Genomic DNA, 21,323 nt, shown 5'->3' with positions numbered 1-21,323 from the left:
CTCAGTTTCATACTAACCTCACTCCTTTCAATTTGTTCTATCCATAAGCGATATCAAGAATAACGGAGACCTTTCTTTTTCTCCAGATTGCAATGTAATATATCATTAAATATACTCATATTCCAACCTGTTGTTTTCCGTGGTTGACATATTTAATTTCTGATGAATCATATTGAATATCAACATGAAAATGAAAAAAATTATATTGAGTATCATTCTCATTTCAAATTCTTGTTATGCTTCTGATTGTTTTGAAATTACTGGAAAAGCATATAATATAGACCCATTAATATTAAAAGCAATTGCATGGAACGAATCAAAAAACAAAAACGGAATAAAAAGTAAAATGAACAAAAACGGAACGTATGATATAGGTATAATGCAAATAAATTCATCTCATTTAGATTTATTAAGCAAATTTAATATATCTGAAGATGATTTATTGAATGATGCCTGTATAAACATATCTGTTGCTGGTTATATCTTAGCCTCTAACATAAAATCCAGGGGGAATACATGGGATGCAGTTGGTGCGTATAATGCAGGCTACTTTAACACACCAAATGCAGTAGAACTCAGAAGACAATATGCAATGAAAATATATAAAACATACACTAAATTAAAAAACAATGAACAAATTATCGATTAATAATCAAGATCTATTGCAATACGAATCAATTGTGCTACAGGTTCAAAAAAGTCTTCTGTTATGTATTGTCCTTTATGTATGTTCTTATAAAGACTTCTTGCCAAAGGAATATCTTCAATCACTGGAATATCATAGAGTTCAGCCAGTTTAATGATCTGTAGAGCTTTGGCATCTTTTCCTGTTTCAATAACTAAAGGCAATGGAGTCTCCCCGAGTTTATAGTATAGGCAAATCGCAATGTGAGTCGGGTTTTTGACGATCACGGTTGATTTTTTGATGTTATTAGCCAGACTTCCACTTTGTATCTCAGAATGAAGGCGACGGCGCTCCCCTTTAATTTCAGGGTTACCATCAGTATCCTTGGCTTCTCGTTTCACCTCATCTTTACTCATTTTCATTTTCTTCAGTCCCTCATGCTTCTGGAACCAGAAATCAAATACTGAAAAGAGTAGATATCCGAATAACACGCCTTTCCATAAAAGAAAAACAAAAAAGGCAACAACGACAAGAGTTTGATATGCGTTCAGTCTTGTGAAATTAGCAAACTCATTTGCATATGAATGCCCCATAAAGTAAAAAATGAGAGTAATTATCACTAACTTAAATACTGACTTAAGCAGCTCAAAAATACTCTTTACAGAAAAAATATTTTTCAGGTTATTTTTTACACTAATCTTCTGAGCCGATGGTTTTATTTTTTCAACCGCAAAGATGAATCCTGTTTGTGATACACCAGTCGTAACAGTTCCAACAAAGATAATCAAAGAAATTGGCAAAATATACAATAAAAATATGTTTAATACCGCACCTAATATTTCACGAATGGCATACAAAAACGGTCTATTTAGCGAGTCTATAGTCGTATTAACTAAACCAACAACCTCAACAAAAAAACTCGCACCATATAAAGAAAAAAATGAAAATAAGATTAATGACTGCACTGCAGCCATTACCTCTTCACTTTTTGTTACATCGCCCTTCTTTTTTAGATCCCTTAGTTTTTTAGGTGTGGGCTTTTCTGTTTTTTCACTCATTAATCATGCTCGGTAACGATCTGTCAATTATGTCAGAATGAATATTTGCCGTAATAAAATCAGGGAAAACATGAATAACTAATAACAATATAAAGATTGCTATCAAACTTTTTACCGGCAGTGATAATGTGAATACGTTTAGCTGAGGCGCTGTTTTATTGAGAAACCCAAACCCCATATCACATAAGAAGATACCGATAATCATGGGAATTGAAAATGATAACATCAGTTTAATAAATGAATCCCATAGCGAAAATAAAAAATCTACTAAAGCACGATTGAATGCAATATCGGCTTGTAATGGTAATATCTCGTAGGATAAATACAACTTATCTAGAACGCTTTGTATCCCACCATGAATAACAAAGATCACAGTGATAAATTGGTATAAAATAACACCAGTGATAGAAGATGAATCACTTATAGACGGGTTAAAAATTGAAGATATTGTTGAACCTCTTAAAGTATCAATAATCTGCCCAGCCGCATCTATTGCCCAAAAAAGAATAGTAAATGATAACCCAATGAAAAAGCCTATACTTATTTCTTTTAGCACTATGCCTGTCAACTGAAAAATTCCGGATGGTAATTTTTCCGAAAATGTATAGTTCTCTACTATAATTGGAAGTGTAAACGCAATCATAATTGAGTTGCGTATAAAGTTACTGAGCAAAACACCTGTTGAAAATATTGGTAGAATAATAAACATCCCCAGCGGCCTGAGTATACAAAAAAATGATGATACTATGACCGTCATTATTTCATTCATTAGCCATTCACCTTCGGAATCATTTCAAATATTATCGACGAGAAGTTGATGATTGTTGTTCCCATCCAGTGATAAGTCAGGGCAAGCGTAGCAAACACTGCTATTATTTTTAGCAAAAAAGGCAATGTTTGATCCTGTAACTGCGTTATAGCCTGAACCAGGCTAATAATAATGCCGACAACAGAGGCCGCTATGACTGTAGGCAGTGAGAGGATAAATATTATCCAGAGCGTTTGCACACATAATTGAACAAAATATCCAGTTTCCATCAATTCACCACCAACAGAAATTCGAATAATTTTTGCCAGCCTCCAACAAGAATGAATAACAAGATCTTAAAAGGAATCGAAATTGTTACTGGCGATACCATCATCATACCCAAGGCCAATAAGATATTGGAAATGATCAAATCTATCGCAATAAAAGGTAAATAGAGCAAAAAACCTATCTTGAATGCAGCTTCAAGCTGCCCCATCGTGAAAGCTGGTAACAGTATAAATAGAGAGTCTTTTTTTAAGATAGTTTCATTACCCAATTTTTTTTGAGCTGCACGTTCAAAAAACTCAACATTTTCTTTCTCTGTATTTTTTTCTAAAAAACCGCGGTATGGTGATAATATTTTTTCATCAACTTTTTGAAAAAAATCAGAGTCGGTGTAATTGATTGGTTCCTGAGAAATATTATCATTTATCTGTAATATTATCGGAGACATAATAAACATTGTCAGTATCAAAGATACTGATGTTAGCGCCATATTTGGTGGTACCTGTTGAATACCTAATGCGTTCTTCAGAATCCCCAATACAATCGAAATTTTCAGGAATGAAGTACCAATAACAACAAATATAGGCAGTAATGATAAAAGAAAAAATACAATAATTAAAAATATTGGCTGTGAGCCAATGGTCATTAATTGAGACATATCATCATTCCTGAATAATGCTAAGATAATTCTCTTTAAATGAATTCAATAAAATATTTATTTGTTCTAACGGATCTAAAGTTATTCTCATATATTCATTTTCTATTATTATCTTATTAAGTGGTGCGTCTGCATCATTAATAAGCTGTATATTATTAGCCTCTCCAGGATCAAGTTTAATGTCTGGGTTTTTAGTGATCTTAATAGCTCCAACAATATTGTTATGGGAAAGCGTTTCCCTTACGACTTCATTAAGTAAATCATCCCAATTAATTCTTGATGATGTGTCTAAAGAATGTAATGCATTAGTCAGTGACGAATGAACCTTATTCATTATGTCCTGCATTAAGACCAACTCGATATCCTGAATATCTTTAACCCATTTTATCGATTTGTTAACTTCTTTCTCTAATTTTATTTTATTATTTTTTCGAATCCTTTCTCTCATTGCCATCATTTTTCTGGCAATTTTTTTTCTGGATTCTGTCTTTAATTCTTTAGATCTCCTCCTTGCCCTCAGTAAATGTTCACATGTTTTTTTTCGAGCCAATTTGGCTATATCATCAGATTGAATAATTTCCAGTAACTTATCTTCTGGTATGATATCTTCCGTAAGCACTAAATCAATTTTTATATTTTTATATTCATAAAGTTTCATAAGGCAATAAAATTTTATTAAGTCTGTTAAGAAATAAATCATTAATATGGGTTGGTTTTATTTCTCCACTTTTCGGTAAAAGATATTTGACTATAGTCCATAAGGGATTATCAGAAAATAGCCATTCCAGATTTCCTGCACCGTATTTTATCAGTTCAGAACAAAACCGTTCTTCGCCATATTCTGGTTTACATTGCCCTCCCTGCCAATAGAATGATAACTGCTTCACATTTTGATATCCTATCTCTCTGATCAGAGTTTCTCGATATAATCGTGAAAAAATATAGTCAGGGCATTGAATTTCAAATAATGCACTACTCAGAGCAAGCAATCTTATTTTCCCAATTGACTGATATAAAAAACCTTCCTTATTTATATCAGATAATTCCACTCCAGAAATTTTATCTTGTATTTCCTGACGCAATATCTTATTGAGTTGATTACGAGTAGAACTACTTTCTCTTAAACGCCGAAAACTAACCTGATTGACACCGGTTAAATCACCTAGCCATTCATCATGGACCATCATAATTGGATAATTAATTAATTTATAATAGTTATAGTCTATTTTATTCAAAATCGTCATACTATTTTTCTATTATTTTTATTCCGTTGATTTTTTGTTGATTGGTTTTTAGATCTTGGAGGACTCATTGTCTCTATTAGTTTTTCAATCTTACTTAAGGCAGAATCATATAATTTTCGCTCTTCACCATATGTATACCCCTCAATTAATTTGTTTAATTTTTCTGCAGCCTGAGGATCTGTTTTTGCTTTTTCACTTAAAGCATTAACGTTTTCTTTTACGACATCAAATTCGGCGATTATTTTTTTTATCACCTCAATTTCTGATCTTATTTTTTTATCTAACAGTTCTCTATTTTTTGTTTGGCTCACAATACTCGTCCTCTATTTATTATTAATTCTGATTAGCATTATCTCTATGATCCTGATTGCCGCATCGCACGCAATGAGCAGTTCCTTTGCTTCATTGTAGGTAACTTTATCCAGGGGGTGTTTCATTTTTTCATGGATTTCGTTCTTTTTGTCGTTTATTTTTTCAATGAAAATATTTGCGGCTTCTTTATTTTTTATTATTTCATCTTCCAGTTCAGTTATCGTTATCATTTAATGATTTCATGTTAAATATTTTTCAGCGGTATTATTTCTTCTTCGGTGTCCTTCACAAGAAAATCTTCTTTCTTCATTCCATTCAACAGTGCTTCTTTAAGCCAGCGTGGCTGTCGGCCAACTCCCGACCAAGTTTGTCCTTCTTCATTGCGATAGTAAACTCCTTTCGATGAGTTCCGGCGAGCAAGGCCATCATCAGGCACATTAGTATATCCCAGCTCTTGTAGGGTTATATTGTAATAAGTAATCTGCTTTTGAATCGACTCAATTACACTTTGAATTTCCTGCTCTCGCAGTCGCTTTGCTTCCTGTTGTAACACTTCAATTTGCTCAATAAGCTGAATGTATGGGCTTGTTGTGTGCGAATTAGTTTCCATATTCATAATAAATAATCTCCGCATGCTTTAATATATTAAGCTATTAGCGATCTTATCCTTATCAGGAAGGATCAACAATTAATCGAATGATATAAATTATGTGAGATAACGTTTTATCTATCAAATTAGAACACATCTACTTCATCAAACAAAATCCTTATAAAAGTTATTAATCACCGATGTATAATGTGTAAAATACATTATCATTAAATGTCAACAAAAAAATCATATTTCTTAAAAATCATTCAAAATCAATAAAGTAGAAGAACTTCATCTCTTTAGCAAACGCCATTAACAATTGCCTTTTCATTTAGTTAATCGTTTTGTTTTCTTTAAGATTAGTCCTATTAGACAAATAGCAAAATGGAATAACTACAGCACTAAGGCGTTTCGCTATATAGCTATTACCTGTTCCCCTGACATAAGGAGCAGATATACCTCAACCCCCTATTCCCCAGTGCTGACCGGGAGCGGCGGCGGTATAAAAAGGAACAAGGAACAAATGGCAGAACAAGCAACCATGTTTGTCCCCCCCGCATAACCGTACCATTCGCATTAAGAAATATTCCCATATCTATCCCGCAAAAGAGGACCCGTCATACATCAAGTCCGTTTTACTGGGCATCAGATTATCGCCGTAATTAGCTCAGTGAAAGCCGGGTAAACGGTTAGCAAGCTCAGTGGCTCAAAAGTGCGTAGCGCTAAGATGGGCCTGGTTACACCTGCCCTTTGCTGCAGATCGTGTTGATCGGTGTGATGCCGCCACACGTTTAAGTCAATCTGGAAAACCCACAATGCGCTCTTCTATAAAGAGGACTCTTTGATAAAGTAACCCGAAAAGGGAAAGCTAACTGATATCAATGTACCACCTTAGTAATCATCCCTTATATACAGACAAAAAGAAGTTGCCTGAAAGCCAGGTATCTAAACTAATCACTAATGGTATATTTTATCAGCACAATAAAATTTTTTTCTGAATGCTATTATTAATGTAAATAATTACAATCTTTTCGTAGGCACAAAAACTATTGCTGATGAATCAATGAAAATCTATTGTTCGTCATTAGAGGAGTATTTCCTCTAATTTTAAAAAAATAACTCTCTATACATTTAAAACTCTCGCTATAAATAGCTTATATATTATTGACACTATATCATGCTATATGATATCTGTTGTCGAATCATTCATAATAAATGAGACAGGGGAATCTCTCATGATAAACGGACTTAATAATAATTCCGCATCTTTAGTTTTAGATGCTGCAATTAGAATTAATTCTGATTTTAAAAAGCAGTGGAATGATATGTCATGCGCTGAAAAATTACTAAAAGTTCTTAGTTTTGGTTTATGGAATCCAACGTATACTCGTAGTGAAAGGCAAACATTTCAAGAGTTGTTAACCGTTTTAGAACCTGTATCTCCCGCGCCTAATGAATTGGGCAGAATATATGCTAATTTTGCAGATGGCTCATCCTTAAGAATTTCCGTCACTAACAGCGAACTTGTTGAAGCCGAGATTCGCACACCAGATAATGAAAAGATTCTTATGCTCCTGGAGTCAAACGAACAAAATAGGTTATTACAATCTTTACCCATCAATCTCCACATGCCATACATTCAGGTTCATCGTGCCTTATCTAAGATGGACCTGACTGATCATAAGTCAATGCACAATCTACTTAGTTTTACGTCAAAACTATCAGCAACCTTGATTCCTCATAATACTCAAACAGATCCGCTTTCCGGGCCTACACCATTCAGCTCTATGTTTATGGATACATTTCGAGGACTCGGCAATGCAAAGCTTTCACTCAATGGTGTTGATATACCTGTAGATGCACAAAAATTGCTTCGCGATGCACTAGGACTTAAAGACACACATTCATCACTTGCCCGGAATGTTATAAATAATGGTATTTCTCGTCATCATGCAGAGCAAATAGCAAGGGAAAGCAGCGGCAGCGATAAACAGAAAGCTGAAGTTGTGGAGTTTTTATGCCACCCCGAAGCGGCAACAGCCATATGCTCGGCTTTCTATCAATCTTTCAATGTGCCAGCCTTAATGTTGACACATACAAGGATCTCTCAAGCCAGAGAATACAATGTGGAAAGATCGTTAGATGTACCTAACGCGTGCATTAACATAAGTATCTCTCAATCACCAGATGGAAGCATTCACGTTGCCAGCCATACCGGGATTCTGATAATGGCGCCAGAAGACCGCCCCAACGAGTTAGGAATGTTGACGAACAGGACCTCCTATGAAGTGCCACAAGGTGTGAAATGTGAAATCGATGAGATGGTAAGAACGCTACAACCAAGGTATGGCGCATCTGAAACATACCTGAAAAACATTTAAAAATAAAAAAATGGACACCACGCACTTTATTTATCAAAACAAACAATAACTAATCACACTCACAATTATTAATAATTTAACCTCACAGCAATCATACAAAACAAAGATATTTATTTCGCAAACCATTTATAGCGAATGGAGAAGGAATGAAAAGAAGCTTATTTATTGCATTTTTTATTGCAATGTTTGTCACGCCAATTGCATTAATATTATTTGTATTTGATTATGGTTACAAAAAATCACCACAGGAATATTCACTTTCATTTATAAAACAATTACCAAATACGGTGAACTTATCATCTCTTACGTATAATAAAGAGGATGATTTCCTGTATGCCACCCAGAATAGCCCTGCGCAGCTACTTAAAATAGCCAGAAATGGCGACATCATCGGCCGAGCCCCGCTGCCTTTTATCTCTGATGCCGAAACCATTGAGCACATACAAGGGAACATTTTTGCTGCAGTAGACGAAAAGACTTCTGAATTATTCTTTTTTACAGTTACAAAAGATATGCATATCTCCTTGCGAAATAAAATTCAGTTAGAAAAATTCAATAAAAAAAATAGAGGGTTTGAAGGACTGGCATGGAAAGCAGAAGGCCGGATGCTGTTTGTCGCTAAAGAACGACGCCCTACAGGCATGTTTGCCTATCAGCTTTCTCCAGATCTGCTGAGTGCAAAACAAGTAACGATTCCAGAGGAACTAAATGATATACGTGTTAAAGATATATCCGGCCTGGACTTTAATAATGAAAGTCTGATGATTCTGTCCGATGAATCGCGTAAGTTACTCAAGTTTAACCTGACAGAAATGTCTTTCGTTGAGATGATGGACCTGACAAAAGGAAATCATTCTCTGACCAGTGATTTGCTCCAACCTGAAGGCATTGTAACTCTGCCTGATGAAAGCATTTATGTCGCTAGTGAACCTGATATCCTCGCTAAATTTGTCCCTAATAAATAAGTCTGTCACTAGCCTTATTATTGAGCGACCAAATCTGGCAATCTCATGAAACTCGCAAAATACGAATCTAATATTAATAAAAATTTTACTCTGAAATAAACAGATTAATAGCTGAAAAGGATATCAGCTATTATCAACTAAAATATTACTCACTCCATTAGAATTATCATGAACTCACATTTAAACAAACTAAGAAGGAGGTTGTATGTTTAGTATAAGATCCCAGCTACCTATAAGCGCCAGCGTATCAATTCCGGCAGAACAATCTCAATCCATCTCCACAATTCCTGGAGGGAGAAAAATAGAAACAGTGCCAGAGAAAGAAGGATTGCTTGTGTTTTTAGGAACAAAATCCGTAGGTGAATATGCTCTTAATATTCTTGGTCAAAATGTTTCAAGAGTCACAACAGGGAAAAAACCTTATGATATATTATTCCTGCACGAAGCTACAAAACAAGATTTTGATAAAAAGAAAACAGAGTTTACCTTTCCTGGTGCAAACAGAAGTTATCTACAATCAAGTAACACCGATGTTGCTGCCGCAGCAGCTATAAGTATTGCGGCAACAGAGATGAAAACTATCCTACCAAAGGATTTAACACCAGAAAAATACAATAAAATTTATCTGCCAGGGGATGGTTCTGCTGGCCTACCTCTTCTTAAGTGTGGAGATGAATTTTTATCACCAACTGATATCGTCAATCGTCTGGTAGAACATAATCTTCATGAAGTAGAAGACATCAGATTAACATCTTGTCACTCAGCCAACATAACAAAAAACAATGATTTCTCTCCTGAAGAAATAGAAAAATCAACAAAAACCAACAGCGGCTGGTTGGCTAGTGCATTATTTGGTCAAAAGCGTTCATTAGCAGAACACGTCTATGCCGAGTTTGAAGGCCGTGGAATTAACGTTTCTGTATCCGGTTATCATGGCACTGGTGTTTTTTATGTTCCAGAGCATGGCAAACCAACAACGCATCTACGCTCCACAACAGTGCCTGCAACACCTGAACAGACGGTAAGAAGAAGCGACTACAGAGTCTCCCTTGGCAGAACTCAACCCACAGATATTGACTAATTGAGTCTGCATATAGGTTTGTATCATTACCTGATGCGCCACGCTTATCAGACCTATATTAGATCCTGCAATATGTTTAATTTATAGGCAAAATAGAGCGTTCACACCACATCGGGTATAAACAAAGTACAGCTTGCCAAAAACCTGAATAACCCCGAATTTACGGGGTTATTCCGCTTAAACATGCCCATAACATCACTTCTGATTTGTATTGCTTACGACGGATACAATTTCTCTGCTCAGCTACGAATATCATCATACTCGCGCGTTTTATCGAACTCGTGTTTCGCAAACGGACATAGCGGGATAATCTTCCGCTTCTCCCGGCGCATTTTTTCCACCACCTTCGCCACCAGCCGTTTACCAATCCCCTGCCCTTTCAGGCTTTCATCAACATCGGTATGTTCGATAATGGCCAAATGTTCTCCTGTCGGCACAAAAACAATTTCAGCAATTTGTTTTCCCTGTGCATCATTAATATAAAATTTATTATGCCCTTCATGTATTTCCATCATTCCCTCACTTATTTATGGCGATATTTCAGTGCGCCACTTGGACAGGTATCAATAACCTTTACCACAATACCGACATCGACTGTATCAGGCATAATCCACGGCTTACGTTTTAAATTAAATAGCTTGCTATTACCACGTACACAATTGCCTGAATGCTGACACATCGTAGTGTTAAAGTAGACATCAATTTTCTCGCCGGTATACACGCGATAACCAGCGTCCAACAATTCTTGATCCATAAACTGGCCTCCCACATGGGTATGATTTTCGCTATAAGCATAGCCCCGTAATCGTCAGACAACACGTGTTGTTTCAGTTTCCAGACAAAAGCCAACCCTCTTACTCCCTTTGAATTACCTACTTCATCAGGGATAATGCTTAGGAAATTTGTCACACAAGGAAGCTGATGAGACATTCACTGCCCTACCGCATGTTACGCAAACGCCCGATGAAACTCAGCACCACGGCTATCTTAATGGTCAGCGCTGTTTTGTTCTCGGTGCTGCTAGTGGTCCATCTGATTTATTTCTCACAAATCAGTGATATGACGCGTGACGGGCTGGCCAACAAAGCGCTGGCTGTGGCGCGAACCCTTGCCGATTCGCCGGAAATTCGTCAGGGCTTGCAGAAAAAACCGCAGGAGAGCGGTATCCAGGCCATCGCTGAAGCCGTACGCAAGCGTAACGATCTGTTGTTTATCGTCGTTACCAATATGCAAAGCCTTCGCTACTCGCACCCCGAAGCGCAACGCATTGGTCAGCCTTTTAAAGGGGACGATATCCTCAAGGCGCTCAATGGTGAGGAAAATGTCGCCATTAATCGCGGTTTTTTGGCGCAGGCCCTACGTGTATTTACCCCCGTCTACGATGAAAATAATAAGCAAATTGGCGTAGTGGCGATTGGTCTGGAGTTAAGCCGCGTGACCCAGCAGATCAACGACAGCCGCTGGAGCATTATCTGGTCAATTTTATTCGGCGCACTGGTCGGCGGGCTGGGAACATGGATCCTGGTCAAAGTGCTTAAGCGCATCCTGTTCGGCCTGGAACCCTATGAAATCTCTACCCTGTTTGAGCAACGCCAGGCAATGTTGCAATCGATCAAAGAAGGCGTCGTTGCCGTGGACGATCGCGGTGAAGTCACACTCATCAATGATGCCGCACAGGAACTGCTTAACTACCACAAATCGCAGGATGACGAAAAGCTGTCGACACTAAGCCAGGCATGGTCGCAGGTAGTGGATGTCTCCGAAGTATTACGCGACGGCACGCCGCGCCGTGACGAAGAGATTACCGTTAAAGATCGACTATTGCTGATCAACACCGTCCCAGTACGCAGTAATGGCGTCATCATCGGGGCCATCTCTTCCTTCCGGGATAAAACGGAAGTTCGTAAGCTGATGCAACGCCTGGATGGTCTGGTCAACTACGCTGACGCACTTCGTGAACGCTCCCACGAATTTATGAATAAATTGCACGTGATTCTCGGATTATTGCATCTGAAGAGTTATAAGCAGTTGGAAGATTACATCCTCAAAACGGCCAACAACTATCAGGAGGAGATTGGCTCTCTGCTGGGTAAAATCAAATCACCAGTCATCGCCGGTTTCTTAATCAGTAAAATTAACCGTGCAACGGATTTGGGTCATACGCTTTTGTTAAACAGCGAAAGCCAGCTACCAGACAGCGGCAGCGAGGATCAGGTTGCAGCATTAATCACCGTGTTGGGCAATCTGATAGAAAACGCCCTGGAAGCGTTAGGGTCACAACCGGGGGGCGAAATCAGCGTAACATTGCACTACCGTCACGGCTGGCTGCATTGTGAAGTTAACGATGACGGTCCAGGGATCGCGCCTGAAAAAATCGATCGCATTTTTGACAAAGGCATCTCGACAAAAGGAAGCGAGCGAGGCGTCGGTTTAGCTCTTGTCAAACAACAGGTTGAAAGTCTTGGCGGCAGCATTGCCGTAGAATCGGAACCCGGGATTTTCACACAATTTTTTGTCCAGTTACCCTGGGATGGGGAGAGGTCGAACAGATGATCAATGTATTAATTATCGATGACGACGCAATGGTGGCGGAGTTGAACCGACGCTATGTCGCACAGATTCCAGGCTTTCAGTGCTGCGGCACCGCCTCAACGCTGGAAAAAGCAAAAGAGATTATCTTTAACAGCGGCACGCCTGTCGACCTGATATTGCTCGATATCTATATGCAAAAAGAGAACGGGCTCGATTTACTGCCAGCCCTGCACAATGCCCGTTGTAAAAGCGATGTGATTGTCATCTCTTCCGCTGCTGATGCCGCAACCATAAAAGATTCGCTGCACTACGGCGTTGTGGATTACCTGATCAAACCGTTCCAGGCCTCTCGCTTTGAAGAGGCGCTAACCGGTTGGCGACAAAAGAAAATGGCGCTGGAGAAACATCAATATTACGACCAGGCCGAGTTGGATCAGTTGATCCACGGCAGCAGCGCCAACGAGCAGGATACCCGCCGCCTGCCTAAAGGATTAACGCCGCAGACTCTACGTACGTTGTGCCAGTGGATCGACGCCCATCAGGACTACGAGTTCTCAACTGATGAACTGGCCAACGAAGTTAACATCTCACGCGTTTCTTGTCGTAAGTATCTGATTTGGCTGGTTAACTGTCACATTTTATTTACCAGCATTCATTATGGCGTCACAGGTCGCCCGGTTTACCGTTACCGTATTCAGGCAGAGCATTACTCACTACTAAAACAATATTGCCAATAAACTATTATTGGTTATCTGTAAGTAACAATTATTACAGTAATGCAAAATAGCACTGGCACAAGTTACATTGTTCATCGATAAAATTTGTGCCAGATCAAATATAATTATCCCCGTCTCTGTTCCTGAAATTAATATCCCTTCGAATGAATAGTGTTTTTAATTTCAAAACGCTAACAAAAGTTAATTAACTATTATGTCACCCGCAATATGTGTATTTTTACCCACAAATAGGTAGATCAGAATAATCTATAAACTTAGCGATTTCTGCCTGTAGAACAAAACCAGACCAATAAATATCAATAAGATATCAAGCAAACAAACCATTAACATCTGCGAAGTGCAAACAACAAACCCATCGCCGGAGAGTATTTATCTCTGAAAAAATCACTTATCGCAGTGCATAAATTTACCATTGCGTAAATCGGTCAATATTCACTGTGAGGTGTTTGCTTAAGCCAGTAACGACCAAACGGATATTTAGTCAGGCTCTGAAAACAGTTCATACAAACCAGAACGTGACTGTGATCTATTCGGCAAAAATTTAAATGGGATTATCGCGAGGGTTCACACATGTTATTTACTATTCAGCTCATCATAATACTGATATGTCTGTTTTATGGTGCCAGAAAAGGCGGTATCGCGCTGGGTTTATTAGGCGGTATCGGCCTGGTCATTCTGGTATTCGTCTTCCACCTTCAGCCGGGTAAACCACCGGTTGATGTTATGCTGGTTATCATTGCGGTGGTGGCGGCATCGGCAACCTTGCAAGCCTCGGGCGGCCTTGATGTGATGCTACAAATCGCTGAGAAACTGCTGCGCCGCAACCCGAAATATGTCTCTATCGTCGCGCCTTTTGTAACCTGTACGCTGACCATTCTTTGTGGTACGGGTCACGTGGTCTACACCATTCTGCCTATCATCTACGACGTTGCTATTAAGAACAACATTCGCCCGGAGCGTCCGATGGCGGCGAGTTCTATCGGCGCGCAAATGGGGATTATCGCCAGCCCGGTATCCGTTGCCGTGGTATCGCTGGTCGCGATGCTGGGTAACGTCACCTTTGATGGGCGTCATCTTGAATTCCTCGACCTGCTTGCCATCACCATTCCATCAACCCTGATCGGTATCCTGGCGATCGGTATCTTTAGCTGGTTCCGCGGTAAAGATCTGGATAAAGATGAAGAGTTCCAGAAATTCATCTCCGTTCCAGAAAACCGCGAATATGTTTACGGTGATACCGCCACGCTGCTGGATAAAAAACTGCCAAAGAGTAACTGGCTGGCAATGTGGATCTTCCTCGCGGCAATCGCCGTGGTCGCTCTGCTCGGTGCGGATTCTGACCTGCGTCCATCTTTCGGCGGTAAACCGCTGTCGATGGTACTGGTCATTCAGATGTTTATGCTACTAACCGGGGCGCTGATCATTATCCTGACGAAAACCAATCCCGCGTCTATCTCAAAAAACGAAGTCTTCCGTTCCGGTATGATCGCCATTGTGGCGGTGTACGGTATTGCGTGGATGGCGGAAACCATGTTCGGTGCGCATATGTCTGAAATCCAGGGCGTACTGGGTGAAATGGTGAAAGAGTATCCGTGGGCTTATGCCATTGTTCTGCTACTGGTCTCCAAGTTTGTAAACTCCCAGGCCGCAGCGCTGGCGGCGATTGTTCCTGTCGCGCTGGCGATTGGCGTTGACCCTGCGTACATCGTGGCTTCAGCACCGGCTTGCTACGGTTATTACATCCTGCCGACCTATCCGAGCGACCTGGCGGCAATTCAGTTTGACCGTTCCGGCACCACCCACATCGGTCGCTTCGTGATCAACCATAGCTTCATTCTGCCAGGGTTGATTGGCGTAAGCGTATCCTGCGTCTTTGGCTGGATCTTCGCCGCAATGTACGGGTTCTTGTAATTGCACTCTGCGTGCCGCCCGTCGTTGTGCGGCACGCCATTTTCGTATAACAAATACAGAGTTACAGGCTGGAAGCTATGTCAAACAAACCGTTTATCTACCAGACGCCTTTCCCGATGGGGAAAGACAATACCGAATACTATCTGCTCACATCCGATTACGTCAGCGTTGCCGAATTCGACGGCGAAACTATCCTGAAAGTAGAACCTGAAGCGCTGACTTTGCTGGCGCAGCAAGCCTTCCACGACGCTTCTTTCATGCTTCGCCCGGCACACCAGAAACAGGTTGCTTCTATTCTTCATGACCCAGAAGCCAGTGAAAACGATAAGTATGTGGCGCTGCAATTTTTAAGAAACTCAGAAATCGCCGCCAAAGGCGTGCTGCCAACCTGCCAGGATACCGGTACCGCCATCATCGTCGGCAAAAAAGGCCAGCGCGTGTGGACCGGCGGCGGTGATGAAGAAGCGCTGTCGAAAGGCGTTTATAACACTTATATCGAAGATAACCTGCGCTATTCACAAAATGCGCCACTGGATATGTACAAAGAGGTTAACACCGGCACTAACCTGCCTGCGCAAATCGATCTGTATGCGGTAGATGGTGACGAGTACAAATTCCTCTGCGTCGCTAAAGGCGGCGGCTCTGCTAACAAAACGTATCTCTATCAGGAAACCAAAGCCCTGCTGACTCCCGGCAAGCTGAAGAATTTCCTCGTTGAGAAAATGCGGACTCTCGGCACCGCAGCCTGCCCGCCGTACCATATCGCGTTTGTGATTGGCGGTACGTCTGCAGAAACCAACCTGAAAACCGTCAAGTTAGCAAGCGCTCACTATTACGACAATTTACCGACTGAAGGTAATGAACACGGTCAGGCCTTCCGCGATGTGCAACTGGAACAGGAACTGCTGAAAGAGGCTCAGAAACTCGGCCTCGGCGCGCAGTTTGGTGGTAAATACTTTGCTCACGATATTCGCGTGATTCGTCTACCGCGTCATGGCGCATCCTGTCCGGTTGGTATGGGCGTCTCCTGCTCCGCAGACCGTAACATCAAAGCGAAAATTAACCGTGAAGGGATCTGGATCGAAAAACTGGAACACAATCCAGGCCAGTATATTCCTGAAGAGCTACGTCAGGCGGGCGAAGGCGAAGCGGTAAAAGTCGATCTCAACCGCCCAATGAAAGAGATCCTCGCCCAACTTTCGCAATATCCGGTTTCTACTCGTCTGTCACTCACCGGCACAATTATCGTGGGTCGTGATATTGCACATGCCAAACTGAAAGAACTGATTGACGAAGGTAAAGAGCTACCGCAGTACATTAAAGATCATCCGATCTACTACGCAGGCCCGGCAAAAACACCAGCCGGTTATCCTTCCGGTTCACTCGGTCCAACCACGGCAGGCCGTATGGACTCTTACGTGGATCTACTGCAATCCCACGGCGGTAGCATGATCATGCTGGCGAAAGGCAACCGCAGTCAGCAGGTTACCGACGCGTGCCATAAACACGGCGGCTTCTACCTCGGCAGCATCGGCGGCCCGGCAGCAGTGCTGGCGCAGCAGAGCATTAAGCATCTGGAATGCGTTGCTTATCCAGAACTGGGAATGGAAGCTATCTGGAAAATCGAAGTGGAAGATTTCCCGGCGTTTATCCTGGTCGATGACAAAGGCAACGACTTCTTCCAGCAAATCGTCAACAAACAGTGCGCAAACTGCACTAAATAACCTCTTCGGCCCGGCGCCTGGCGGCGTGCTGCCAGGTGATCCCCCCGGGCCACCTCTTCTGCAATTGTAATTTCATGCTTACTGGTGAATAGTCAGTACTTTTCCTGACTTGTGAACTCATCATGACCTGCACACTCAAGCCGTTAACCCTCAATACTGGCGCGCTGGCGCTAACGTTAATTCTGCTTTATACGGGTATATCGGCCCATGACAAACTCACCTGGTTGATGGAAGTAACGCCGGTGATTATCGTGGTTCCGCTACTGCTTGTTACAGCCAGACATTACCCGTTAACCCCACTGCTCTATACGCTGATTTTCTTTCACGCCATCATCCTGATGGTCGGAGGTCAGCACACCTACGCAAAAGTCCCCATCGGTTTTGAAGTTCAGGAATGGCTGGGGCTGAGCCGTAATCCGTATGACAAGCTGGGGCATTTTTTCCAGGGTCTGGTGCCTGCACTGGCGGCACGAGAAATACTTGTGCGCGGGGTATACGTTCGCGGACGCAAAATGACGGCATTTCTGGTTTGCTGTGTAGCACTGGCGATAAGCGCGATGTATGAGTTGATCGAGTGGTGGGCGGCACTGGCGATGGGCCAGGGAGCGGATGACTTTCTCGGTACTCAGGGCGATCCGTGGGATACGCAATCCGATATGTTCTGCGCGCTGCTGGGCGCATTAACCACGGTGATATTCCTCGCTCGTCTTCACTGCCGCCAGTTACGGCGTTATGGCTTAATCACCAGAACGCCAGAAGCGCTCAATCTTTAGCGGCGCAACCCGCCCGGCAGCCAGTCGCCGGGCTTCCCGGCTACAGACGATATCAGTATCAGCCAAAAAAATAGTTTTGCTGTCGATAATAAGCAATGAAATTTAATTCAAAAACAAACATAACATTTTGTTTTTTTAAAAACAAAAATACAATATCGTCCATTTTTCACGCGCTTTACAGCCTGAAATGGCCGGAAGATACTTGCCCGCAACGAAGATTCCTTCATAACCGGGTAAGCAATGATGAAAGTATTAATTGTTGAAAGCGAGTTTCTGCATCAGGACACCTGGGTCGGTAGCGCCGTAGAGCGTCTGGCGGATGCCTTAAGACAGCAAAATGTTACCGTAATTAAATCAACCGCCTTTGATGATGGTTTTGCCATTCTCTCTTCGAACGAAGCCATTGACTGCCTGATGTTCAGCTATCAAATGGAACATCCAGACGAACATAAAAACGTCAGACAATTGATCGGTAAGCTTCATGAGCGCCAACAAAACGTGCCCGTCTTCCTGTTAGGCGACCGGGAAAAAGCCCTCGCCGTCATGGATCGCTCTCTGCTGGAGCTTGTCGATGAATTCGCCTGGATTCTGGAAGATACCGCTGACTTTATTGCCGGACGCGCCGTTGCCGCAATCCGTCGCTACCGTCAGCAACTATTGCCGCCACTGTTCAGCGCGCTCATGAAATACAGCGACATCCATGAATATTCCTGGGCCGCTCCGGGTCACCAGGGCGGCGTCGGTTTCACCAAAACGCCTGCCGGACGTTTCTATCATGACTACTATGGTGAAAATCTGTTCCGCACCGACATGGGGATCGAAAGAACATCCCTCGGTTCTTTGCTTGACCATACTGGCGCATTTGGCGAAAGCGAAAAATATGCCGCGCGCGTATTTGGCGCCGATCGCTCCTGGTCGGTGGTCGTCGGTACTTCCGGCTCTAACCGCACCATCATGCAAGCCTGTATGACCGATAACGATGTCGTCGTCGTCGACCGTAACTGTCACAAATCTATTGAGCAAGGCTTAATGTTAACTGGCGCGAAACCGGTCTACATGCTGCCAAGCCGCAACCGCTACGGCATTATCGGACCAATCTATCCGCAAGAAATGCAACCTGAAACCTTGCAGAAGAAAATCAGTGAAAGCCCACTGACCAAAGATAACGTTGGGCAAAAACCCTCTTACTGCGTGGTGACCAACTGTACCTATGACGGTGTGTGTTATAACGCCAAAAAAGCACAGGATCTGCTGGAAAAAACCGCCGATCGTCTGCACTTTGACGAGGCCTGGTACGGTTATGCGCGTTTTAACCCGATCTATGCCGATCACTATGCCATGCGCGGCGAACCGGGCGATCACAGCGGCCCGACCGTTTTCGCCACTCATTCCACCCACAAATTGCTGAATGCATTGTCGCAGGCCTCTTACATTCATGTGCGTGAAGGCCGCGGTGCGATTAACTTCTCCCGCTTTAATCAGGCATATATGATGCACGCCACCACTTCCCCGCTGTATGCCATCTGCGCATCAAACGATGTGGCTGTATCAATGATGGACGGTAACAGCGGCCTGTCACTGACTCAGGAAGTGATCGATGAAGCGGTTGATTTTCGTCAGGCAATGGCGCGGTTGTATAAAGAGTTTACCGCCGAAGGCAGCTGGTTCTTTAAACCGTGGAACAAAGAAGTGGTCACCGACCCACAAACCGGCAAAACCTATGACTTTGCCGACGCACCGACTACATTGCTGACCACCGTTCAGGAGTGCTGGGTGATGCATCCGGGCGAAAGCTGGCACGGCTTTAAAGATATCCCGGATAACTGGAGCATGCTCGACCCGATAAAAGTCAGCATCCTCGCTCCGGGGATGGGGGAAGACGGTGAACTGGAAGAAACCGGAGTCCCGGCAGCGCTGGTCACCGCCTGGCTTGGTCGCCACGGTATTGTGCCCACACGCACCACCGACTTCCAGATCATGTTCTTGTTCTCGATGGGTGTAACCCGTGGGAAATGGGGAACACTGGTTAACACCCTCTGCTCCTTCAAACGCCACTATGACGCGAACACACCGCTGGCGCAGGTGATGCCGGAACTTGCAGATCAATACCCTGACACTTACGCAAACATGGGGATTCACGATCTGGGCGACCAAATGTTTGCCTGGCTGAAAGAAAATAACCCTGGCGCACGATTGAACGAAGCCTATTCCGGCCTGCCGGTGGCGGAAATCACTCCGCGCGAAGCCTACAACGCGATCGTCGATAACAACGTTGAACTGGTATCTATTGAAAACCTGCCTGGACGCATTGCTGCAAACTCGGTTATTCCGTATCCACCGGGAATTCCAATGCTGCTCTCTGGCGAAAATTTCGGCGATAAAAACAGTCCACAGGTAAGTTATTTACGCTCATTACAATCCTGGGATCACCATTTCCCTGGTTTTGAACACGAAACAGAAGGTACCGAAATTATTGATGGTATTTACCATGTAATGTGTGTGAAAGCGTAACCACTATTCCACTACAGGCGTAATTGTTTTAATAACATTACGCCGTCTGGCTGAGGCTTTTTAAGTATGGCAACGTTTTCATAAAAAATGCTGCAAACAAAAATGTCATACTTTTTGCGCGGTCCCACCCCGCGCTTTTTTTTGCCTGTTATTTATCCTTTTTAACCCTGTAAAAAATTTTGTACATAAGAAATTACTATAAAAATTTGTAATATTAGTAAAACCCGTTATTTTTATGCATGTTTTTATTCATCATACAATTATATAACCATTTCCCGGTATCGCTCTGCTATGGCGAGAATTGGTCTTTTATTTGCATCCAGGAGTACATGTATGAGGATTTGCAGCAACCAACCCTGTATTGTTTTATTGACTGAAAAAGATGTCTGGCTAAGAGTGAATGGGAAAGAACCTATTAGCCTGAAAGCTAACCATATGGCGTTATTAAGTTGTGAAAATAATATTATCGATGTCTCCTCTCTTAATAACACTTTGGTTGCTCATATTAGTCACGACATCATTAAAGATTACCTCCGTTTTCTGAATAAAGATCTCTCGCAAATCCCCGTCTGGCAGCGTAGCGCCGCTCCCTTTCTTACCTTACCATGCCTGACGCCAGACGTCTTTCGCGTCGCTGCACGATATAGCATGTTGCCCGCTGAAACAGAGTCAGAAAAAGAACGAACGCGTGCATTATTATTCACTGTGCTATCACGTTTTCTCGACAGTAAAAAATTCCTTTCGCTACTTATGTATATGTTACGTAGTTGTGTTAGCGACAGCGTTTATCAAATTATTGAAAGTGATATCCATAAAGACTGGAATCTTAGTATGGTAGCCAGTTGTTTATGCCTTAGCCCTAGCTTGTTAAAGAAAAAGCTGAAAAGTGAAAATACCAGTTATAGCCAAATAATCACCACCTGCCGGATGCGTTATGCCGTAAATGAATTAATGATGGACGGTAAAAATATCTCCCAGGTATCCCAGTCCTGCGGTTACAACAGTACGTCTTACTTTATTTCTGTTTTTAAAGACTTCTATGGTATGACGCCACTGCATTATGTCAGTCAGCACAAAGAATGTCCTGGCGCCTGATTTTTAACCTTAACGAAAAGCTATATTAATAACGGCATTAGCGATAACCCAGCCAACAATAATTCAACTCGCGGATGCAGGCGTATGATATGAC

Annotated in this window: 22 protein-coding genes; 11 read left to right on the top strand and 11 right to left on the bottom strand. The window is 42.2% G+C overall.

Features of this window, described 5'->3' with window-relative positions:
- Positions 1-190 precede the first annotated feature (190 nt).
- The gene (etgA, locus tag PS053_RS16660) at positions 191-649 is read left to right on the top strand and encodes a type III secretion system LEE muramidase EtgA (protein ID WP_033803165.1); all 459 of its coding nucleotides are present in this window, start codon (positions 191-193) and stop codon (positions 647-649) included.
- On the opposite strand, the gene escU is transcribed toward etgA, so the two are convergent.
- The 9 genes from escU to ler are packed head-to-tail and all read right to left on the bottom strand — an operon-like array spanning position 646 to position 5,546.
- On the bottom strand, positions 646-1,683 hold the full coding sequence (gene escU / locus PS053_RS16655; RefSeq protein ID WP_273774257.1) for a type III secretion system LEE export apparatus switch protein EscU: 1,038 nt from the start codon (positions 1,681-1,683) through the stop codon (positions 646-648). The two genes, etgA and escU, sit on opposite strands and share 4 nt — an antisense overlap.
- A complete protein-coding gene (escT, locus tag PS053_RS16650; RefSeq protein ID WP_001002808.1) occupies positions 1,676-2,452 on the bottom strand; it encodes a type III secretion system LEE export apparatus protein EscT in 777 nt (258 codons plus the stop codon). The genes escU and escT overlap by 8 nt, the downstream gene beginning before the upstream one ends.
- Positions 2,452-2,721, bottom strand: a complete 270-nt coding sequence (gene escS / locus PS053_RS16645; RefSeq protein WP_000447503.1) for a type III secretion system LEE export apparatus protein EscS — start codon at positions 2,719-2,721, stop codon at positions 2,452-2,454. The genes escT and escS overlap by 1 nt, the downstream gene beginning before the upstream one ends.
- Complete coding sequence (gene escR / locus PS053_RS16640; RefSeq protein WP_001299990.1) at positions 2,721-3,374, bottom strand: type III secretion system LEE export apparatus protein EscR; 654 nt, start codon at positions 3,372-3,374, stop codon at positions 2,721-2,723. Before escR ends, escS begins: the two co-directional genes overlap by 1 nt.
- 4 nt (positions 3,375-3,378) lie before the next feature.
- Positions 3,379-4,032, bottom strand: a complete 654-nt coding sequence (gene espL, locus PS053_RS16635; protein ID WP_059236123.1) for a type III secretion system LEE stator protein EspL — start codon at positions 4,030-4,032, stop codon at positions 3,379-3,381.
- Positions 4,019-4,618: a type III secretion system domain-containing protein gene (locus PS053_RS16630; protein ID WP_000154002.1), complete on the bottom strand. Its 600-nt coding sequence runs from the start codon at positions 4,616-4,618 to the stop codon at positions 4,019-4,021. The genes espL and PS053_RS16630 overlap by 14 nt, the downstream gene beginning before the upstream one ends.
- The gene (locus PS053_RS16625; RefSeq protein WP_000084152.1) at positions 4,615-4,929 is read right to left on the bottom strand and encodes a type III secretion system filament chaperone; all 315 of its coding nucleotides are present in this window, start codon (positions 4,927-4,929) and stop codon (positions 4,615-4,617) included. Before PS053_RS16625 ends, PS053_RS16630 begins: the two co-directional genes overlap by 4 nt.
- A gap of 12 nt (positions 4,930-4,941) precedes the next feature.
- Positions 4,942-5,160 (bottom strand): YscE family type III secretion system co-chaperone EscE, encoded by a 219-nt coding sequence (gene escE / locus PS053_RS16620; RefSeq protein WP_000628726.1) that lies wholly within the window; start codon positions 5,158-5,160, stop codon positions 4,942-4,944.
- Positions 5,161-5,174: 14 nt separating this feature from the next.
- On the bottom strand, positions 5,175-5,546 hold the full coding sequence (gene ler / locus PS053_RS16615; protein WP_059220633.1) for a type III secretion system LEE master regulator Ler: 372 nt from the start codon (positions 5,544-5,546) through the stop codon (positions 5,175-5,177).
- A gap of 1,208 nt (positions 5,547-6,754) precedes the next feature.
- Here ler and PS053_RS16610 point away from each other — a divergent pair.
- The 3 genes from PS053_RS16610 (at position 6,755) to PS053_RS16600 (ending at position 9,946) form a co-directional block, all read left to right on the top strand.
- Positions 6,755-7,900 (top strand): EspG domain-containing protein, encoded by a 1,146-nt coding sequence (locus tag PS053_RS16610; protein ID WP_000606967.1) that lies wholly within the window; start codon positions 6,755-6,757, stop codon positions 7,898-7,900.
- A 146-nt stretch (positions 7,901-8,046) separates the two neighbouring features.
- Positions 8,047-8,865 carry an SdiA-regulated domain-containing protein gene (locus PS053_RS16605; protein WP_054411720.1) on the top strand — a complete coding sequence of 273 codons (819 nt, stop codon included), beginning with the start codon at positions 8,047-8,049 and terminating at the stop codon, positions 8,863-8,865.
- Positions 8,866-9,070: 205 nt separating this feature from the next.
- Positions 9,071-9,946, top strand: a complete 876-nt coding sequence (locus tag PS053_RS16600; protein WP_000491536.1) for a hypothetical protein — start codon at positions 9,071-9,073, stop codon at positions 9,944-9,946.
- A 239-nt stretch (positions 9,947-10,185) separates the two neighbouring features.
- On the opposite strand, the gene PS053_RS16595 is transcribed toward PS053_RS16600, so the two are convergent.
- Entirely contained in the window at positions 10,186-10,458 is a 273-nt protein-coding gene (locus tag PS053_RS16595) for a GNAT family N-acetyltransferase (RefSeq protein ID WP_000402405.1), read from the bottom strand.
- 11 nt (positions 10,459-10,469) lie between these two features.
- Positions 10,470-10,700, bottom strand: coding sequence for a 4Fe-4S mono-cluster protein YjdI (yjdI, locus tag PS053_RS16590; protein ID WP_059224514.1), 231 nt, complete (start codon positions 10,698-10,700; stop codon positions 10,470-10,472).
- 167 nt (positions 10,701-10,867) lie between these two features.
- On the opposite strand from yjdI, the gene PS053_RS16585 reads away from it, so the two are divergent.
- The 7 genes from PS053_RS16585 (at position 10,868) to adiY (ending at position 21,229) form a co-directional block, all read left to right on the top strand.
- Positions 10,868-12,499 carry a sensor histidine kinase gene (locus PS053_RS16585; RefSeq protein WP_001216455.1) on the top strand — a complete coding sequence of 544 codons (1,632 nt, stop codon included), beginning with the start codon at positions 10,868-10,870 and terminating at the stop codon, positions 12,497-12,499.
- Positions 12,496-13,215: a two-component system response regulator DcuR gene (dcuR, locus tag PS053_RS16580; protein WP_000611295.1), complete on the top strand. Its 720-nt coding sequence runs from the start codon at positions 12,496-12,498 to the stop codon at positions 13,213-13,215. Before PS053_RS16585 ends, dcuR begins: the two co-directional genes overlap by 4 nt.
- A gap of 570 nt (positions 13,216-13,785) precedes the next feature.
- A complete protein-coding gene (gene dcuB, locus PS053_RS16575) occupies positions 13,786-15,126 on the top strand; it encodes an anaerobic C4-dicarboxylate transporter DcuB (RefSeq protein ID WP_000899519.1) in 1,341 nt (446 codons plus the stop codon).
- A 77-nt stretch (positions 15,127-15,203) separates the two neighbouring features.
- Entirely contained in the window at positions 15,204-16,850 is a 1,647-nt protein-coding gene (fumB, locus tag PS053_RS16570; protein ID WP_000066716.1) for a class I fumarate hydratase, read from the top strand.
- Positions 16,851-16,972: 122 nt separating this feature from the next.
- The gene (locus PS053_RS16565; RefSeq protein WP_059224519.1) at positions 16,973-17,623 is read left to right on the top strand and encodes a DUF2238 domain-containing protein; all 651 of its coding nucleotides are present in this window, start codon (positions 16,973-16,975) and stop codon (positions 17,621-17,623) included.
- A 243-nt stretch (positions 17,624-17,866) separates the two neighbouring features.
- A complete protein-coding gene (adiA, locus tag PS053_RS16560; RefSeq protein WP_076736663.1) occupies positions 17,867-20,134 on the top strand; it encodes an arginine decarboxylase in 2,268 nt (755 codons plus the stop codon).
- Between the two features lie 333 nt (positions 20,135-20,467).
- Entirely contained in the window at positions 20,468-21,229 is a 762-nt protein-coding gene (gene adiY, locus PS053_RS16555; protein ID WP_059224522.1) for a DNA-binding transcriptional activator AdiY, read from the top strand.
- Positions 21,230-21,323 lie beyond the last annotated feature (94 nt).

The sequence above is a fragment of the Escherichia albertii genome (genome assembly GCF_028622335.1).
In the GTDB taxonomy this organism is placed as follows: Bacteria; Pseudomonadota; Gammaproteobacteria; order Enterobacterales; family Enterobacteriaceae; genus Escherichia; species Escherichia albertii.
The sequence above is the reverse complement of the archived record's forward strand: the minus strand, read 5'-3'. Positions and strand labels throughout refer to the sequence as shown.

Bases quoted from the DNA above. Each gene is read 5' to 3' on its own strand.
- etgA (WP_033803165.1), top strand. From the start codon at position 191: ATGAAAAAAATTATATTGAGTATCATTCTCATTTCAAATTCTTGTTAT.
- escU (WP_273774257.1), bottom strand. From the start codon at position 1,683: ATGAGTGAAAAAACAGAAAAGCCCACACCTAAAAAACTAAGGGATCTA.
- escT (WP_001002808.1), bottom strand. From the start codon at position 2,452: ATGAATGAAATAATGACGGTCATAGTATCATCATTTTTTTGTATACTC.
- escS (WP_000447503.1), bottom strand. From the start codon at position 2,721: ATGGAAACTGGATATTTTGTTCAATTATGTGTGCAAACGCTCTGGATA.
- escR (WP_001299990.1), bottom strand. From the start codon at position 3,374: ATGTCTCAATTAATGACCATTGGCTCACAGCCAATATTTTTAATTATT.
- espL (WP_059236123.1), bottom strand. From the start codon at position 4,032: ATGAAACTTTATGAATATAAAAATATAAAAATTGATTTAGTGCTTACG.
- PS053_RS16630 (WP_000154002.1), bottom strand. From the start codon at position 4,618: ATGACGATTTTGAATAAAATAGACTATAACTATTATAAATTAATTAAT.
- escE (WP_000628726.1), bottom strand. From the start codon at position 5,160: ATGATAACGATAACTGAACTGGAAGATGAAATAATAAAAAATAAAGAA.
- ler (WP_059220633.1), bottom strand. From the start codon at position 5,546: ATGAATATGGAAACTAATTCGCACACAACAAGCCCATACATTCAGCTT.
- PS053_RS16610 (WP_000606967.1), top strand. From the start codon at position 6,755: ATGATAAACGGACTTAATAATAATTCCGCATCTTTAGTTTTAGATGCT.
- PS053_RS16605 (WP_054411720.1), top strand. From the start codon at position 8,047: ATGAAAAGAAGCTTATTTATTGCATTTTTTATTGCAATGTTTGTCACG.
- PS053_RS16600 (WP_000491536.1), top strand. From the start codon at position 9,071: ATGTTTAGTATAAGATCCCAGCTACCTATAAGCGCCAGCGTATCAATT.
- PS053_RS16595 (WP_000402405.1), bottom strand. From the start codon at position 10,458: ATGGAAATACATGAAGGGCATAATAAATTTTATATTAATGATGCACAG.
- yjdI (WP_059224514.1), bottom strand. From the start codon at position 10,700: ATGGATCAAGAATTGTTGGACGCTGGTTATCGCGTGTATACCGGCGAG.
- PS053_RS16585 (WP_001216455.1), top strand. From the start codon at position 10,868: ATGAGACATTCACTGCCCTACCGCATGTTACGCAAACGCCCGATGAAA.
- dcuR (WP_000611295.1), top strand. From the start codon at position 12,496: ATGATCAATGTATTAATTATCGATGACGACGCAATGGTGGCGGAGTTG.
- dcuB (WP_000899519.1), top strand. From the start codon at position 13,786: ATGTTATTTACTATTCAGCTCATCATAATACTGATATGTCTGTTTTAT.
- fumB (WP_000066716.1), top strand. From the start codon at position 15,204: ATGTCAAACAAACCGTTTATCTACCAGACGCCTTTCCCGATGGGGAAA.
- PS053_RS16565 (WP_059224519.1), top strand. From the start codon at position 16,973: ATGACCTGCACACTCAAGCCGTTAACCCTCAATACTGGCGCGCTGGCG.
- adiA (WP_076736663.1), top strand. From the start codon at position 17,867: ATGAAAGTATTAATTGTTGAAAGCGAGTTTCTGCATCAGGACACCTGG.
- adiY (WP_059224522.1), top strand. From the start codon at position 20,468: ATGAGGATTTGCAGCAACCAACCCTGTATTGTTTTATTGACTGAAAAA.